The sequence below is a fragment of the Streptomyces sp. NPDC012474 genome (genome assembly GCF_042955185.1).
Lineage (GTDB): Bacteria > Actinomycetota > Actinomycetes > Streptomycetales > Streptomycetaceae > Streptomyces > Streptomyces cahuitamycinicus.
In genome coordinates this window covers 68898-83679 of record NZ_JBIBEP010000027.1, presented here as the reverse complement: position 1 = coordinate 83679, position 14782 = coordinate 68898, and the positions used below count along the sequence as shown (strand labels likewise).

At 72.3% G+C, this 14782-nt stretch carries 15 protein-coding genes; 4 read left to right on the top strand and 11 right to left on the bottom strand.

Annotated elements, in window-relative coordinates; genetic code table 11:
- Nucleotides 1-91: 91 nt before the first annotated feature.
- Nucleotides 92-1078, bottom strand: coding sequence for an MsnO8 family LLM class oxidoreductase (locus ACFY9S_RS37690; RefSeq protein ID WP_391138153.1), 987 nt, complete (start codon nucleotides 1076-1078; stop codon nucleotides 92-94).
- 131 nt (nucleotides 1079-1209) lie between these two features.
- Here ACFY9S_RS37690 and ACFY9S_RS37685 point away from each other — a divergent pair, with 131 nt between their 5' ends.
- Entirely contained in the window at nucleotides 1210-1920 is a 711-nt protein-coding gene (locus tag ACFY9S_RS37685) for a DNA polymerase beta superfamily protein (protein ID WP_391138150.1), read from the top strand.
- On the opposite strand, the gene rpmF is transcribed toward ACFY9S_RS37685, so the two are convergent.
- From rpmF to ACFY9S_RS37670, 3 genes are all read right to left on the bottom strand, one after another.
- Nucleotides 1903-2073 carry a 50S ribosomal protein L32 gene (rpmF, locus tag ACFY9S_RS37680; RefSeq protein ID WP_031108795.1) on the bottom strand — a complete coding sequence of 57 codons (171 nt, stop codon included), beginning with the start codon at nucleotides 2071-2073 and terminating at the stop codon, nucleotides 1903-1905. The two genes, ACFY9S_RS37685 and rpmF, sit on opposite strands and share 18 nt — an antisense overlap.
- A gap of 106 nt (nucleotides 2074-2179) precedes the next feature.
- The gene (locus tag ACFY9S_RS37675; protein ID WP_391138147.1) at nucleotides 2180-3775 is read right to left on the bottom strand and encodes a cation acetate symporter; all 1596 of its coding nucleotides are present in this window, start codon (nucleotides 3773-3775) and stop codon (nucleotides 2180-2182) included.
- Nucleotides 3769-4215, bottom strand: coding sequence for a DUF485 domain-containing protein (locus ACFY9S_RS37670; RefSeq protein WP_391138144.1), 447 nt, complete (start codon nucleotides 4213-4215; stop codon nucleotides 3769-3771). Before ACFY9S_RS37670 ends, ACFY9S_RS37675 begins: the two co-directional genes overlap by 7 nt.
- A 315-nt stretch (nucleotides 4216-4530) precedes the next feature.
- On the opposite strand from ACFY9S_RS37670, the gene ACFY9S_RS37665 reads away from it, so the two are divergent.
- On the top strand, nucleotides 4531-5061 hold the full coding sequence (locus ACFY9S_RS37665) for a hypothetical protein (protein WP_391138141.1): 531 nt from the start codon (nucleotides 4531-4533) through the stop codon (nucleotides 5059-5061).
- A 3-nt stretch (nucleotides 5062-5064) separates the two neighbouring features.
- Here the strand turns inward: ACFY9S_RS37665 and ACFY9S_RS37660 are convergent, their stop codons facing one another.
- The 5 genes from ACFY9S_RS37660 to egtA form a co-directional block, all read right to left on the bottom strand.
- A complete protein-coding gene (locus tag ACFY9S_RS37660; protein WP_104786943.1) occupies nucleotides 5065-5280 on the bottom strand; it encodes a dodecin in 216 nt (71 codons plus the stop codon).
- A gap of 146 nt (nucleotides 5281-5426) precedes the next feature.
- On the bottom strand, nucleotides 5427-6389 hold the full coding sequence (gene egtD, locus ACFY9S_RS37655) for an L-histidine N(alpha)-methyltransferase (RefSeq protein WP_391138138.1): 963 nt from the start codon (nucleotides 6387-6389) through the stop codon (nucleotides 5427-5429).
- Nucleotides 6386-7180, bottom strand: a complete 795-nt coding sequence (gene egtC, locus ACFY9S_RS37650; RefSeq protein ID WP_391138135.1) for an ergothioneine biosynthesis protein EgtC — start codon at nucleotides 7178-7180, stop codon at nucleotides 6386-6388. Before egtC ends, egtD begins: the two co-directional genes overlap by 4 nt.
- A complete protein-coding gene (gene egtB, locus ACFY9S_RS37645; protein WP_391138133.1) occupies nucleotides 7180-8532 on the bottom strand; it encodes an ergothioneine biosynthesis protein EgtB in 1353 nt (450 codons plus the stop codon). The genes egtC and egtB overlap by 1 nt, the downstream gene beginning before the upstream one ends.
- Nucleotides 8529-9830 (bottom strand): ergothioneine biosynthesis glutamate--cysteine ligase EgtA, encoded by a 1302-nt coding sequence (gene egtA, locus ACFY9S_RS37640; RefSeq protein WP_391138130.1) that lies wholly within the window; start codon nucleotides 9828-9830, stop codon nucleotides 8529-8531. Before egtA ends, egtB begins: the two co-directional genes overlap by 4 nt.
- Nucleotides 9831-10121: 291 nt before the next feature.
- Here egtA and ACFY9S_RS37635 point away from each other — a divergent pair, with 291 nt between their 5' ends.
- Entirely contained in the window at nucleotides 10122-10967 is an 846-nt protein-coding gene (locus ACFY9S_RS37635; protein ID WP_391138127.1) for a TIGR02452 family protein, read from the top strand.
- On the opposite strand, the gene ACFY9S_RS37630 is transcribed toward ACFY9S_RS37635, so the two are convergent.
- Nucleotides 10930-11376 (bottom strand): type II toxin-antitoxin system PemK/MazF family toxin, encoded by a 447-nt coding sequence (locus ACFY9S_RS37630; protein ID WP_391138124.1) that lies wholly within the window; start codon nucleotides 11374-11376, stop codon nucleotides 10930-10932. The genes ACFY9S_RS37635 and ACFY9S_RS37630 overlap by 38 nt on opposite strands.
- A 315-nt stretch (nucleotides 11377-11691) precedes the next feature.
- Nucleotides 11692-13119, bottom strand: a complete 1428-nt coding sequence (locus ACFY9S_RS37625) for an amidase (RefSeq protein WP_391138121.1) — start codon at nucleotides 13117-13119, stop codon at nucleotides 11692-11694.
- 240 nt (nucleotides 13120-13359) lie between these two features.
- On the opposite strand from ACFY9S_RS37625, the gene ACFY9S_RS37620 reads away from it, so the two are divergent.
- On the top strand, nucleotides 13360-14748 hold the full coding sequence (locus ACFY9S_RS37620) for an AbfB domain-containing protein (protein WP_391138118.1): 1389 nt from the start codon (nucleotides 13360-13362) through the stop codon (nucleotides 14746-14748).
- The last annotated feature ends 34 nt before the right edge of the window (nucleotides 14749-14782 follow it).

Sequence of the window (14782 nt, the reverse complement as noted above, 5' to 3'; positions counted from 1 at the left end):
ACCGGCACCTGCGCCACCTGCCACCGCCCCCTGCCCAGAGCATCCACCACCAGCCCAAACTCAAGAGCCAGAGCAACCTAACGGAGTCCTACTAGCCGGAGGTGATCGCGGCCAGCCGCCGGTAGGAGTCCAGCAGGGCCTCGCGGTCGTAGGTGCTGGTCGTGACCAGGACCTCCTGCGCGCCTGTCTCCTTCAGCAGCGTCTCCAGCTCGTGCGCCACCCGCTCCTCGGTTCCGGCGATGTGACCGGTCAGGCCGGACTCGTAGAAGCCTCGCTCCTTGCCGGTCATCGTGAGGGCCTCCACGCGCTCGGCGGGCGGCAGCGGCGGGAACGTGCCGTGGGTGCGGGAATGCGCCATCGACCAGGCCTCGGGAATCAGCAGCCGCCTCGCCGCGTCGGGGGTGTCGGCCACGGCGATGGTGCCCGAGATGACGACGTAGGGTTCCGCGGCCCAGAGGGAGGGGCGGAAACGGTCGCGGTAGTGGTCGATGCCGCGCCGCATCCTGTCCCGGTTCCTCAGGTCGCCGATCACCATGGGCAGGCCCGCGCGGGCCGCGATGCCGGCGCCCTCGCCCATGGCCAGCACGAACGGCGGCACGGTCAGGCCCTCGGCGGGGCGCGCGTGCACCCCGGTGGGGGAGGTGCCCCGGAACCAGCCGAGCAGCTCCGCGAGCTGGGCCTCGAAGTCGTCGGCGTCGCCCTTGTCGCGGCCCAGGGCCCGGCGCACCCCGTCCGTGAAGCCGACGGACCGCCCGAGGCCCATGTCGATCCGCCCGGGGAAGAGCGACTCCAGCACCCCGAACTGCTCGGCCACGACCAGCGGCCGGTGGTTGGGCAGCATCACCCCGCCGGTACCGACCCGGATCGTCCGGGTGGCGCCCGCGACGGCGGCGGCCAGCACGGTCGGCGCCGAACCGGCGACCCCGGGCACGCCGTGGTGCTCGGAGACCCAGACCCGGTGGTAGCCGAGCCGCTCCAGCTCCCGCGCCAGCCGCACGGTGTCGCGCAGCGCCTCGGGGTGGGTGTGCCCCTCGCGGGTGCGGGAGCGGTCGAGGACGGACAGGCGCACGGGATCCATACCGGGTTCTACGCCGGAGGGTGCCGCCGGTATTCCGCCGCCGCCCGGGGGAACACCGCCGGAAAACCGGGTGACCGCGTCCCGGCACGTCAGGACAATGCTCCGGTATCAGAAGCGAAAGGCGGCCGACCGTGACCGTCCCCAACATCCTGCTCTCCGGCATCGTCGGATCGACCGCCTACGGTCTCGCCCGCCCCGGCTCGGACATCGACCGCCTCGGCCTGTTCGCCGCGCCGACCGAGGAACTGCACGGTCTGCGCCGGCCGAAGGAATCCCACGTCAGCACGGCGCCGGACCGCACCCTGCACGAGGCCGCCAAGTGGTGCCGGCTGGCCCTCGGCGGCAACCCGACCGCGATGGAGCTGGTGTGGCTCCCCGACGACCTGTACGAGGTGCGCACCCCGCTCGGCGACGAGCTCATCGGCATGCGTACGGCGTTCCTGAGCGCCCGGCGCGTCCGGGACGCCTACCTCGGCTACGCCACGCAGCAGTTCCGGCGGCTGGAGACGCGCGGCGACGGTTCGTTCTCCGCCGACACCCGCAGGCGCACCGCGAAGCACGCCCGGCATCTGAAACGGCTGTGCGGGCAGGGACTGGAGCTGTACACCACCGGGCGGTTGACGATCCGCGTGGAGAACCCGGACGAGTACCACGCCTTCGGCGAGCGCGCCGCCGCCGACCCGTCGGCGGCCCTGCCCCTGCTCCGGCACTACGAGGCCGCCTTCGACGCAGGGCCCACGGCGCTGCCGGACGAGCCCGACGAGGCGCCGGTCGAGGCCTGGCTGCGCCGGGTCCGGGCGCAACTCTGGCCGGCGGGCGCGAAGTCAGCCGTCGGGACGTAGCAGGCCGCGCTCGTAGGCCCTGACCAGGTTCTGCGGGACGAGGTGACGCACGCCGTCGACGGTGACGGGGACCAGGGTCGGCGTGGCCGCCTTCCACTGGGCGCGGCGGTGACGGGTGTTGCTGCGGGACATCTTCCGCTTCGGGACAGCCATGGGACTCCTCCTCGATGGGGGCGGGCACCGAGGACGCTACATGAAAATGGATCCCATTAACAATGTGCGTCCCCGGCGCCCGGCCGCCGCTGTCCCGGGACGGGAGTCAGTCGTCCGCGCCCACGAGCATCCGCACCTCGAACTCCTCGTGTGCGGAGGCCTCTTCGGCCGGCCCCTTGTCCAGCACCGTGCCGAGCCAACCCAGGAGGAAGCCCGCCGGGATGGAGACGATGCCGGGGTTCTGGAGCGGGAACCAGGCGAAGTCGGCCTCGGGGTAGAACGACCCCGGGGCCGAGGAGACGACCGGGGAGAAGGCGGCCAGCAGGACGGAGCAGAGCAGGCCGCCGTAGAGGCTGAGCAGGGCGCCCTTCGCGCTGAAGCGACGCCAGAACAGGGTGTAGATGATCGTCGGGAGGATCGCGGACGCCGCGATGGCGAAGGCCAGGAAGGCGAGCGTCGCGGTGTTGGCCCCCCAGGCGACGAGGGCCAGCAGGATGCCGAGCACCCCGATGACCACGCCGGACAGCCGGGCGACGGTCAGCTCCTCCGTCTCGCTGGCCCGGCCCTTGCGGATCACCTCGCTGTACAGGTCGTGCGCCAGGGAGGAGGCCGCGGCCAGGGTGAGACCGACCGCCACGGCCAGCAGCGTCAGGTATGCCAGACAGGTCAGCAGCGCGGTCAGGACACTGCCGCCCAGCTCGTGGGCGAGCAGCAGCACGGAGGCGTTTCCGGTGCGGTCCGTGCTCTCGATGGTCTCCCGGCCGAGCAGCGCGGTGGCGCCGAGACCCATGATGCCGGCCCCGAAGCAGACGGCGCCGACCAGGCCGACGGCCCACAGTACGGAGGAGCGCAGCACGCCGCTGTTGCGCGGGGTGAGCAGCCGCATCAACACGTGCGGCAGGGCGGCGAGGCCGAGCACGATGGCCAGTTCGAGGCTGAGGAAGTCCAGCTTGTTGCTGACGGTGCCGCCGTAGCGCAGCCCCGGTTCGAGGAAACTCAGGCCCGAACCGCTGCGTTCGGACGCCCTCTCCAGCAGCGCGTTGGGGTTCCAGTCGAAATGGTGCAGCACCCAGCCCGCGGTGAACAGCACACCCACCACCAGCATCACGGCCTTGATGATCTGGATGACCGTCGCGCCGGGCATGCCGCCGAGGGAGGCGTACAGGATCACGAAGACGCCGATCACGACCACGCACAGGGTACGGGTGGTGCCGCTCGGAACACCGGTGAACTGGGTCAGCAGGGCCACACTGCCGACGAGTTGGGCCACCAGATAGAGCGTGGCGATGGCCAGGATGCAGACCGCCAGCGCGACCCGTACCGGCCGCTGCTGCCGCGGCAGGCGCAGCGCCACCGTGTCCCCGAGCGTGAACTTGCCCGTGCGGTGCAGGGGTTCGGCGATCAGCAGCAGCACCATCATCCAGGCGACCGTGGTGCCGCCGAGGTACATCAGCCCGTCGTACCCGGTCAGGGCGACCAGCCCGGTGCTGCCCAGCAGGGTGGCGGCGGACAGGTAGTCGCCGCACATGGCGAGGCCGTTGCGCAGCGGCGACATGGCGCGGTTGCCGAGGTAGAACTCGCTGATCTCGTCGCGCTGAGGAGCCGTCAGCAGCGCCGTGAACAGGGTGATCACGACCACGGTCAGGAACAGGACGAACGTCAGCTGAAGGCTGCTGTCGTCGATGGCGGCGGCGGTCACCACGTGCGGAACCCCCTCGTTCCCTGCCGGAGCGGCTGCCCGGCACCCTGCGCGGACGCCGCCGTACGGGCGCGGCGGCTCTCCGTCTCGTGCAGCCGGGACCTCAGGCCGCGGGCGAGCGGATCGACCCGGGTGCGCATATGCCGGACATGACACCACGCGGTCACGCCCATGATGACGAACTGCCCCAGCCCGAGGGTGAGTCCGACCGTGAGGCGGCCGAACAGCGGCTGGTTCATCACCGACGGCACAAAGCTCGACAGCAGCACGTACAGCAGGAATCCACCGACGGACAGGACCGTCGCTCGGATGCCGAACCGGCGCTGCGCGCGACGCAGAGAGTGGAATTCGGGATGGTCGGATATACGAGGCGGCGCAGTATGTTCGATGTGCGGAAGCGGGAATGTGGGAGTGTCATCCCGCCGCGGTGAATAGTCGGGCACAGGCGCACCTTCTTCGCTGCATCGTGCCCCGCACTCGACCCCGTCGGGTCAGTGGACGCGTCCGGTTTCCGAGCAGGGGGAAGGGATGCCGGACGCGCGGTGGGGGTGCGGGCTCTGTGGGGGGTCGTGAATCCGGAAAACCCACTGCTCGGATTCACGCGGACGGCCTCGGGGTTCTGTGTGGAGATCCCCGACCAGCCCCGGCCACGGGTGGTGGCGAGGCTGAGAGCGGAGTATGTCAGTGCTGTCCTTGAGCCATCAACTGTGAGGGTGAATCCACCCGCCTACATGGCTTGTTCACACGGGCTGTCTCATATGCGCAGGGTGCAGGGACGCCTTACGCTGGGCGGCGTGAGTGACGACCGCACCAAGGCCCCGCTGGCCGTGTTCGACCTGGACAACACGCTCGCCGACACCACGCACCGGCAGAAGTTCCTGGAACGCAGGCCGAAGGACTGGGGCGGGTTCTTCTCGGCCGCGCCCCAGGACCCGCCGGTCCCGGAGGGCATCGCCCTGGTCCGGGAGAGCGCGCGGGACTGCGAGATCGTCTACCTCACCGGGCGGCCCGAGCGCTGCCGGCGCGACACGCTGGACTGGCTCGCCGCCCAGGGCTTGCCCGAAGGGCGCGTGCACATGCGGCGCGACGCCGATCGCCGGCCCGCTCGGTTCACCAAGCTGGAGATCCTGCGGCGGCTCGCCCGCACCCGGGAGATCCGTGTCCTCGTGGACGACGACGAACTGGTCTGCGCGGACGCCCGGCGCGCGGGATTCACGGTCGTACGGGCCGACTGGGTGACCCGGTCCGCCGAGATGAAGGCGGCGCAGGAGCGCGAGGGGCGGACCTGAGCGCTACTCCGACTCGTCGAGGCGGAAGCCCACCTTGAGGCCCACCTGCCAGTGCGCGATCTGCCCGTCCTCCAGCTGGCCGCGCACCTGCGTCACCTCGAACCAGTCCAGGTTGCGCAGTGTCTGCGAGGCCCGGTCGATGCCGTTGCGGATGGCCTCGTCGACGCCGTCCGGTGAGGTGCCGACGATCTCCGTGACCCGGTAGGTGTGGTTCGACATACCGCTGCTCCTCTTCCCACGACGTTGCCATGACGTTCCCATGACGTCCCGTGACGGGGGTCACGCGTCATTCCACCGTGCCCCAAGCGGCGGCGAAGCGCGAGACGTCGTCTCCCGCCGTCGCCGCCGCTTGCCGCTCGGCGGTGTCAGCGCGCCACGCTCAGGGACAGCGCGAACCGGTCCGCACCGTCCGTCCACCATTGGGCCAGGTCCAGCCCCGCCGTGGACAGTTCGGCGCGCACGCCCTCCTGCCGGAACTTCGCCGACACCTCGGTCCGCATCTCCTCACCCGCCGCGAAGTCGACGGCGAGATCGAGCGCCGGCACCTTCACCGTCTGCGCCGTACGGGAGCGCAGCCGCATCTCGATCCATTCGTGCCCGGGGTCCCACAGCGCCACATGGTCGAACGCGGAGGGGTCGAAGTCGGCGCCCAGCTCGCGGTTGATCACGGTCAGGACGTTCTTGTTGAACGCGGCCGTCACTCCGGCCCCGTCGTCGTATGCCCTGACCAGCACCTCCACGTCCTTGACCAGGTCCGTCCCCAGCAGCAGGGCGTCGCCGGGGGCGAGCAGGGCCCGCACGGACGCCAGGAACGCGGCGCGCTCGGCGGGCAGCAGGTTGCCGATCGTGCCGCCGAGGAACGCCACCAGCCGGGGCCCCGGCGTGTCCGGCAGGGTCAGTTCCGCGGTGAAGTCGGCGATCAGCGCGTGCACGTCCAGCCCGGGCCGCTCGGCGGCGAGCGCCTGACCGGCCTGGCTGAGGGCACTCTCGCTGACGTCGACCGGGACGTAGGTATGCAGATCCGTGAGTGCGTCGATCAGGTGGCGGGTCTTCTCCGAGGAGCCGGAGCCGAGTTCGACCAGGGTGCGCGCCCCGGTCGCCGCGGCGATGTCGCCGGCGCGCGCGAGGAGGATCTCCCGCTCCGCGCGCGTCGGGTAGTACTCCGGCAGTTCCGTGATCTTCTCGAACAGGTCGCTGCCGTGCGCGTCGTAGAACCACTTCGGCGGCAGGGTCTTGGGGCGGCCGGTCAGACCACGCTGGACATCGGCGCGCAGCGCGGCGCCCGTGGCGTCCTCGGGCAGGGTGCGGGTGACGTGGAACGGGCTCACGTACGGGGCTCCTTCGGCGATGGGGAGGGCACGGAGTCGTCGGCCGGCTCCTTCAGCGGCGTGAGCAGCACGTCGGTGCGGCTCGCCGCGAGCAGGGTGCGGTCGGGGACCTCCTGCCAGTGCGGAGAGTCGTCGTAGGGCTCGGAGGCCACGACGGTTCCGCCGCCGGGCCGGGTGAGGTACCAGAGGGTGTCGCCCCAGGCGGTCGCCGTGATGGTGTCGCCGTTGGTGAGGAGGAGGTTGAGCCGGGAACCGGGGGCCGCCGCGGCGACCTCCAGGACCGTGTCGGCCAGCGCCTGGCCCTCCTCGTCGCCGCTGCGCAGCCGCGCCAGTACCAGCGCCCAGACGAGCGCCGAGTCGTTGCGGGCCTCCAGGGACAGCAGGTCCTCGTGCGGCAGCGTCCGGGACACCGTGGCGAGCGAGCCGGGCCAGCCCCTGACCGCCCCGTTGTGGCTGAACAGCCAGGTCCCCGCCGTGAACGGGGCCGCGGCGGCCTCCGCGTCGGCGCCCGACAGGGTCGCGTCCCGCACCGCGGCGAGCAGCGCGGTGGACCGTACGACCCGGGCGAGGTCGGCGAACGACAGGTCCGCCCAGACGGGCCCGGCCCGGCGGTAGCGGGCCGGCACCGGGTCGTCCTGCGCGTACCAGCCGACGCCGAAACCGTCGGCGTTGACCGTCCCGTACTTCTGGCGCCGGGGCGCCCACGACTGCCGGTACAGCCCGTGCGGGGGCTCCACGAGGAGCCGGCTCAGCGGTTCCACGGGCCCCACGTACGCCATATGCCGGCACATCAGACGGCCTCCGAACGGGCCGTGCGGAACCCGGCGAAGATCTGCCGCCGGATCGGGTAGTCCCAGTTGCGGAAGGTGCCCCGGCAGGCCACCGCGTCCACCGCGAACGAACCGCCGCGCAGCACCTTGTGGTCGGACCCGAAGAAGACCTCCGAGTACTCCTTGTACGGGAACGCCCTGAACCCCGGGTACGGCAGGAAGTCGCTCGCCGTCCACTCCCACACGTCGCCGATCAACTGCCGTACGCCGAGCGGCGACTCGCCGGCCGGGTAGCTGCCGGCAGGGGCCGGACGCAGGTGCCGCTGGCCGAGGTTGGCGTGCTCGGGTCCCGGGTCGGCGTCGCCCCACGGGTAGCGCATCGAGCGGTCGGCGGCCGGGTCGTGCCGGGCCGCCTTCTCCCACTCGGCCTCCGTGGGCAGCCGGCGTCCCGCCCAGCGGGCGTAGGCGTCGGCCTCGTACCAGCACACGTGCAGCACCGGCTCGTCCGGCGGGACGGCCTCGGTGACGCCGAACCGGCGCCTGAGGAACTGCTTGCCCTCGCGCCGCCAGAACAGCGGGGCGTCGATGCCGTGCCTGCGGATGTGCGCCCAGCCCTCGGGCGCCCACCAGCGCGGGTCGTCGTAACCGCCGTCCTCGATGAACGCCCGGTAGGCGCCGTTCGTCACCGGGGTGGTGTCGATGTGGAAGGGCGCCACCTCCCGCCGGTGCGCGGGGCGTTCGTTGTCCAGCGCCCACGGCTCACCGGAGGTGCCCATGGTGAACGGCCCGCCGGGGACGAGGACTTCGGCCGGGCCGGTGAACAGCGGCACCGGCTCCGGGTCCGGGGCGGTCAGGGCCTGCGGCCCCGTGCGCAGCTGATGGGTGATCAGCATGGTCTCGTCGTGCTGCTGTTCGTGCTGCGCGATCATCCCGAAGGCGAACCCGGCCGCCGTCAGCCGCGTCCCGTGGAGCGGGGCCCGCTCCAGCACGTCCAGGGCCCGGCCGCGCACATCGGCCGCGTAGGTCCTGGCCTCGGCCGGCGACAGCAGGGGCAGCTTCGGCCGCTCGGCGCGCGGGTGCTCGAAGGCGTCGTAGAGGCCGTCTATCTCGGGCCGTATCGCCTCGTGCCCGGCGACGGCGCGCAGCAGCCACTGCTCCTCCTGGTTGCCGATGTGCGCGAGGTCCCACACCAGCGGCGACATCAGCGGCGAGTGCTGTGCCGTGAGGTCGGGATCCTCCACACAGCTCGTCAGCAGCGTGGTGCGGTCGCGGGCGACGACGAGTGAGGCGACCGCCCGCTCACGGAGCACCTCGGCGTCCACGGTCTCGAGGTCGACGGTCCCGGCGTCGACAGCGGGATCGGTGTCGGTCATGAGCGGAAGTCCTTCCCCTGGGCGCGACCGTCCGTGCCGCGCTGTCGGTCGAGCAGGTCGTCGGCGGGGCAGCGGCCCAGGACGACATAGCGGTCCAGATGGGCCGTGACGGCCTCGACGACCTCGGGGGCGGCGCCGAGCCGGGGCAGGGCCTCCAGTGCGGTCGTGAAGCACGTGACGGCCACCTCGCGCAGTTCCGCGTCGGCCAGTCCGCCGCGGGCCGCGTCGAGCCACAGCGGGTTGTGCGGCGCGGGCAGCCCGAGCGTCCGTTCGACCAGCGGTTTCACGGCCCGGTAGGCGGTCTCGGTGGCCTCCGGGTCGTCGAACAGCGCCGCCGTCACGGCGAGCGGCACGATCCAGCCGTCGTCCCCGGGCTGCGCGTCGATCATGCGCAGTTCGAGGTGGCCGCGCGGCCTGACCGGCGGGAACAGCGTCGTGACGTGGTAGTCGAGATCCTCCCGGGTGGGCGGCCGGGGAGCGCCCGTGCGGATCCAGTCCCGGAAGGTGAGCCCCTCGGGGACGTCCCAGGGCCCGCCGTCCCGCCGTACGCACATCACGGGGGAGTCCAGCACGTGCCGGGCCCAGGCGCCGCGCGGGTCGGTGTCCAGCCGCGGTCCGCCCGCCCGTCCGGCGCCGATCCGGGTCCATATCAGCTGCCGGGTGGACAGCCAGCCGGTCGGACGGTGCCCGGCGAGCGGTGAGTTGGCGAACGCGGCGACCAGGACCGCGCCCAGATGGTGGGCCAGCCACCAGCGCCGCACCAGGCCGAGCGGCCCGGGCTCCTCGTGACCGGCGTCCAGGCACACCTGCACGGAGGCGGAGGTGCACATCATGGAGCGGCCGGCGGGGCCCGTGCGGTCCAGGCACGCCTCCATGGCGTCGTACCGCGGGTCGCGCAGGAACCGGCGGGGTTCGTGCCAGGGATCGTGGCCGAGGCCGACGAGGGCGAGGCCGTCGTCACGCAGAACCGCGCGGACGGCGTCGAGGTCGGCGGAGACGGTACCGATGACTTCCGTCAGCGAGGCGGCGGGGGGCGAGCTCAGCTCCAGCTGGCCGCCGGGTTCCACGGTGAGCGCCGACCTCAGGGGCACGGTACGCAGTGCGGCGTAGGCCGCGTCGAGTCGTTCGGGTGTGACGGGGAGCTGCGGTGCGCGCAACTCGTGGACGAGCCATTCCACCTCGACACCGAGGCGGCGTGGAGGGCCGGTCTTGAAGCAGATGCCGCGGACCAGAGCCTCGACCTCGGCTTCTGACATTGACGTGCGTGGCCGGGTACAGCCACTTACCGATTCGGACATGTCGGGATCCTCCTGAGATTCCACCATGCCACCGGTCCGGGCTCTTCGGCGGCCCGGGCCGGGATCATTCGTCCCACCCAAGACGCTCATGTCGCTCGGCACAAGGGGGCGAACCGGGGCGTTCCCGGGCGGTCATACGGGCCGGCCCCGTGTTTCCAAGGACTTTCCCGGGCGTTTCCCGACGGCGAAAACTCTGTTGCCCAGAAGAGCCGGCATCATTCACGATGCCTGCGTGAGCACGACAAGAAGGGCCGCGCGGCACGCGGTCACGGCGCGTACGGGGGTGGCGCCGTGAGCGCGCGCCTGCGGGGTATCGCCCAGCAGACCGAGCAGATCGTCGCGGCCGGGTGCTACCGCGCGCCGGACGGACGCGAGGTCTCGATCGCGGCGGAACTGCGTGCGGCGCGCGAGGGCACGCGCCTGTACGGGCCGGATCCGGTGCCGGTGCCCGCCGATCGGGTGACCGGGACGCGGGAGACGCTGATCGAGGTCACGGACGAGAGCAGTCTGGCGGCGGCCCGCAGGCTCGGCGGGCAGGTGGCCGTGCTGAACTTCGCCTCGGCCAGGAATCCCGGCGGCGGCTATCTGAACGGCGCCCAGGCCCAGGAAGAGGCCCTGTGCCGGGCCTCCGCGCTGTACACCTGCCTCCTGGAGGCCCGCGCCTTCTACGACCACCACCGGGCCCACCGCGACCCGTTCTACACGGACCGTGTCATCCACTCACCGGCCGTGCCCGTCTTCCGCGACGACCGGGGCGCCCTGCTGGCCGAGCCCTACACCGCCGGCTTCCTGACCTCGCCCGCCCCCAACGCGGGCGTGGTGCTGCGCACGGTGCCCGAACGGGCCCCCGACCTGCCGCGGACCCTCGCGGTCCGGGCCGAGCGCGTCGTGGAGACGGCCGCCGCCCACGGCTACCGCAGGCTCGTCCTCGGCGCCTGGGGCTGCGGCGTCTTCCGCAACGACCCCGTACAGGTGGCGGAGGCCTTCCTAGCCCTGCTGGGGCCGGGCGGCCGGTTCGCCGGGGCCTTCGAGCACGTGGTGTTCGGGATTCTGGACCGGACGCGGGACCGTGCGGTGCTCGGCGCCTTCGAGGAGACGTTCAGCTCCAGCCGTAGCGCTCCTGCAGGCGGCGTCTGACCAGGTTGAACCGCATGCGGTCGAGGGCGCAGGCCTCCCGGCGCATGCCGTCCTCGTGCAGGCGCAGCACCCGGTCGACGTCGACCCACGAGTCCCGGCCCGTCCGGTCCCACGGCCCGGCGCCGATCGGCACCCACTCGCGGTCGCCGTCGTGCCGCTTGCTGGACAGCTGGACGGCGAGGAAGGTGCCGCCGGCCTCGCGGGCGACCACCAGCACCGGACGGTCCTTGCCGCGCCCGTCGTTCTCCTCGTAGGGCACCCACGTCCAGACGATCTCCCCGGGGTCGGGGTCGCCGTCGTGGGCGGGGGAGTACTCCGTGCGGACCCGGCCCACCTCGCGCGGGTCGGCCTGGACGGTGGCGGCGGGGCCTTGACGGCCGGGGACGTTCTCGTCGGCAAACGTGCTCACGGGGGCACCTTAAAGCCCGACCCCGCGAGGACGCCGCCCGGGTCGCCCTTCGCCCCGGGGACTTCCGCCCGCAGTCCGTCGACGCGAGCCACACCACTCCCGCCAAGGTGCGGGCAGGTACGGCCGGTTGACGCAGCTCGCCACAAGACCGCCTCGGTCGGCACACCTGGCCGATCGGCCCCCTCTGCTCTCCCCGCACCGCCACCCCGTGGGCGGCTCCGGCCGAGGAAGGCGGGCCTGCTGCCTCGCCGCACCCCGGGCGCGCGCCGTTCCCGAGGGCAGCGCACGGGCGTTGTGAGGACAGCGCGCGTTCGCTCAGGCGACGGCGGAACGTGCCGTGACCGGCGGCGCCGGCCACTGCTCGGACCAGCGCAGCTCCGCCTCCAGTTGGGCGGCCACCTGCACGAGCAGGGTCTCGCTGTTCGCCGGGCCCAGCAACTGCGCGCCGACCGGCAGCCCGTCCGGCGTGAACCCGGCGGGCACGTTGACCCCGGGCCAGCCCAGCACGTTCCACGGCCAGGCGTAGGGGCAGGCGGCGATCATCGCCCGGTCCGTGGCGAACCCGCTGAGTTCGAGCAGGGCGCCGATCCGGGGCGGGGGAGCGGCGGTCGTCGGCGCGAGCACGACGTCGTAGGACGTGAAGAACCCGCCGATACGCCGGTGCAGCGCGCTCTCCGCTCGCCGGGCCGCCCGCAGCGGGGCACCGCCGAGCAGCCGGCCGAGGCGGGCCGCGCCCAGGGTGCGCCGGTCCAGCAGCGCCGGGAAGGGCGCCTCGCCCACCCGCTCGGCGATCCCGGCCGTGGCGCGCGGCACGAAGGTCAGCCCGATCTGCCCGTACGGCGGATCCGCCTCCTCGACCAAGTGCCCCAGCGCGGCGAGCCGCTCGGCCAGTTCGACCACCCGCGTGCGTACCTCGGGCAGGAGCCGGGCGGGTACCGCCGTGAAGGGCGGCTTGAGGGAGAGCGCGATGCGCAGCCGCCCGGGGTCACGGCCGACGGCCCGGGACACGTCGAGGGCCGGGGGCCGGTGCGGGTCCTGCGGGTGGTTGCCGCTCGCCGCGTCCAGCAGCAGGGCCGCGTCGGCGACCGTACGGGCCAGGGTGCCGTTGACGGTGATGCCCTGGAAGGACTCCCCCCGGGGCCAGGTCGAGACCCGGCCGCGCTGCGGCTTGATCCCGACCAGATGCGTCCACGCGGCCGGGATCCGCACCGATCCGGCACCGTCCGAGCCCAGCGCCGCGGGCACCAGACCGGCGGCGACCGCGGCGGCCGAGCCGCCCGAGGAACCGCCGGGTGTGTGCTCGGTGCTCCACGGGTTACGGGTGGCGCCGAAGGCCGGCCCCTCGGTGAAGGGCCACTGCCCGAACTCGCAGGTGTTGGTCTTGCCGATGATCACGGCACCGGCCTCGCGCAGCCGCCGCACCGCCTCGCCGTCCTCGGCGACCGGCGGGAACTCCCCGCAGCAGCCGAACGCGGTCGGCTCACCGGCCACGTCCATGTCGTCCTTCACGGCGACGGGGACGCCGAGCAGCGGCCTGCGCGCGCCCGGGGACGTCAGCTCCCGGTCCGCGGCGTCGGCCTCCGCGAGCGCGGCCTCGGCCCGGACGATCCGGAAGGCGTTGAGACTGCCCTGGGACGCCTCGATCCGCGCCAGCGTCCGCTCGACCAGCGCCCGCGACGTCACCTCCCCCGCGGCCAGCGCACGGGCGGTCTCCGCCATGCCTTCGGAACGGTCGAGCGCCATACGGACACCTCCGGAATCGGCTGTCTACCGAACGGTAACGTCCGGTGGCCGGTGGCGGAATGCCGACGACGGGAGTGGACGTTCACCCACCGGCCACACCCTCCTCACTTGGCGCATCGGCCCCTGTTCAAACCATTGACGGCACTTCCCGTCGCCCTTACGTTCTGAGCCCCTACTTCCGATCGATGTTCCGAACTCTGTTCGATATATCGAATCCAGGTGTCCCAGGGAGAGCCGTCCGTGACCTCACACTTCGCCGCCCCTTCCCGCCGTCTGCTGCTGCGCGCCCTGGCCGCCCTGCCCGCCTCGGCGGTCCTGCTCGGGGAGACACCCGGACTGCTCGGCACCGCCCTGGCCGCTGCACCGCCGAACGGCTCGGCCACCCGCTACACCATCGTGCCGTTCCTCAACAGCAACGACGGCACGGTCAACGTCTACCAGTCGGACGACGCCACCGACTTCCGGCTGCTGCGCTCCTCGGCGTACACCCCGCCAGCGAACCGGATCCGCGACGCCGCCGTCATCCGGCACACCGACGGCTTCTACTACGTCACCTACACCACCCACACCTGGCAGGACCCCAGCACGACCATCGGCTTCGCCCGCAGCTCCGACCGCGTCAACTGGACGTTCCTGTACGACTACACCGTCCCGGTCGCGGGCCTCTCCCGCGCCTGGGCGCCCGAGTGGTTCGTCGACAGTGACGGCAGCGTGAGCGTCATCGTGTCCTGCTCCACCACGAACGACGAGTGGATCTTCACGCCGTACCTGCTGCGGGCCACGAACTCGGCTCTGACGGCGTGGAGTCCACCGGTCGCCCTCGCCGGTATCGGCGCCAACCACATCGACACGTTCATCGTGAAGACCGGCTCGACGTACCACGCCTTCCCGAAGAACGAGACGACGAAGTACATCGAGTACGCCACCGCCTCGAGCCTCACCGGCCCGTACACGATCCGCCGGACCGGCGACTGGGCGGGCTGGGGCAGCTACCGCGAAGGCCCCGCACTGGTTCCGCTGGACAACGGCGGCTGGCGCATCTTCTTCGACGGCTACGGCGACGGCACCTACTACTACAGCGACAGCTACGACACCTTCGCCACCTGGTCGGCCCCGGCCGCACTGCCCGCGATCTCCGGCACGGCACGGCACTTCACGGTCGTCAAGGAGACGGTCACGGGCGGCCCGGCCCTGGCCCGGAACGTCACGCGCTCCTTCCGCTCGGCCAACTACGCCACCCGCTTCTGGCAGCAGCAGTCCGCACTGCTCAACCTGCCCGTGGTCAGCGCCTCCAGCTCCACCGCTGAGAAGCGGGCCGCCACCTTCACGGTCGTCGCCGGCCTCGCCGACGGCAGCGGCTGCTCCTTCCGCGACGCGGCCGGCAACTACCTGCGCCACTGGGACTTCCGCGCCCGCTTCGACCCGAACGACGGCACGAGCACCTTCGCCAAGGACGCCACGTTCATCCTCCGGGCCGGCACGGCATCGGGTTCCGTCCGCTTCGAGTCGTACAACTACCCGGGTCGCTACCTGCGCCACTACGCCTACCAGCTCCGCGTGGAGCGCTCCGACGGAACGGACCTGTTCCGCCAGGACAGTTCGTTCGTGCCGGTGACTGCCTGGGCTTGACCCGTACCGCTGCCGGCCGGCGCGGGAACGGCAC

Bases quoted from the DNA above. Each gene is read 5' to 3' on its own strand.
- egtC (WP_391138135.1), bottom strand. From the start codon at position 7,180: ATGTGCCGGCATATGGCGTACGTGGGGCCCGTGGAACCGCTGAGCCGG.
- egtA (WP_391138130.1), bottom strand. From the start codon at position 9,830: ATGTCCGAATCGGTAAGTGGCTGTACCCGGCCACGCACGTCAATGTCA.
- ACFY9S_RS37665 (WP_391138141.1), top strand. From the start codon at position 4,531: ATGCGCAGGGTGCAGGGACGCCTTACGCTGGGCGGCGTGAGTGACGAC.
- ACFY9S_RS37625 (WP_391138121.1), bottom strand. From the start codon at position 13,119: ATGGCGCTCGACCGTTCCGAAGGCATGGCGGAGACCGCCCGTGCGCTG.
- ACFY9S_RS37660 (WP_104786943.1), bottom strand. From the start codon at position 5,280: ATGTCGAACCACACCTACCGGGTCACGGAGATCGTCGGCACCTCACCG.
- rpmF (WP_031108795.1), bottom strand. From the start codon at position 2,073: ATGGCTGTCCCGAAGCGGAAGATGTCCCGCAGCAACACCCGTCACCGC.
- egtB (WP_391138133.1), bottom strand. From the start codon at position 8,532: ATGACCGACACCGATCCCGCTGTCGACGCCGGGACCGTCGACCTCGAG.
- ACFY9S_RS37690 (WP_391138153.1), bottom strand. From the start codon at position 1,078: ATGGATCCCGTGCGCCTGTCCGTCCTCGACCGCTCCCGCACCCGCGAG.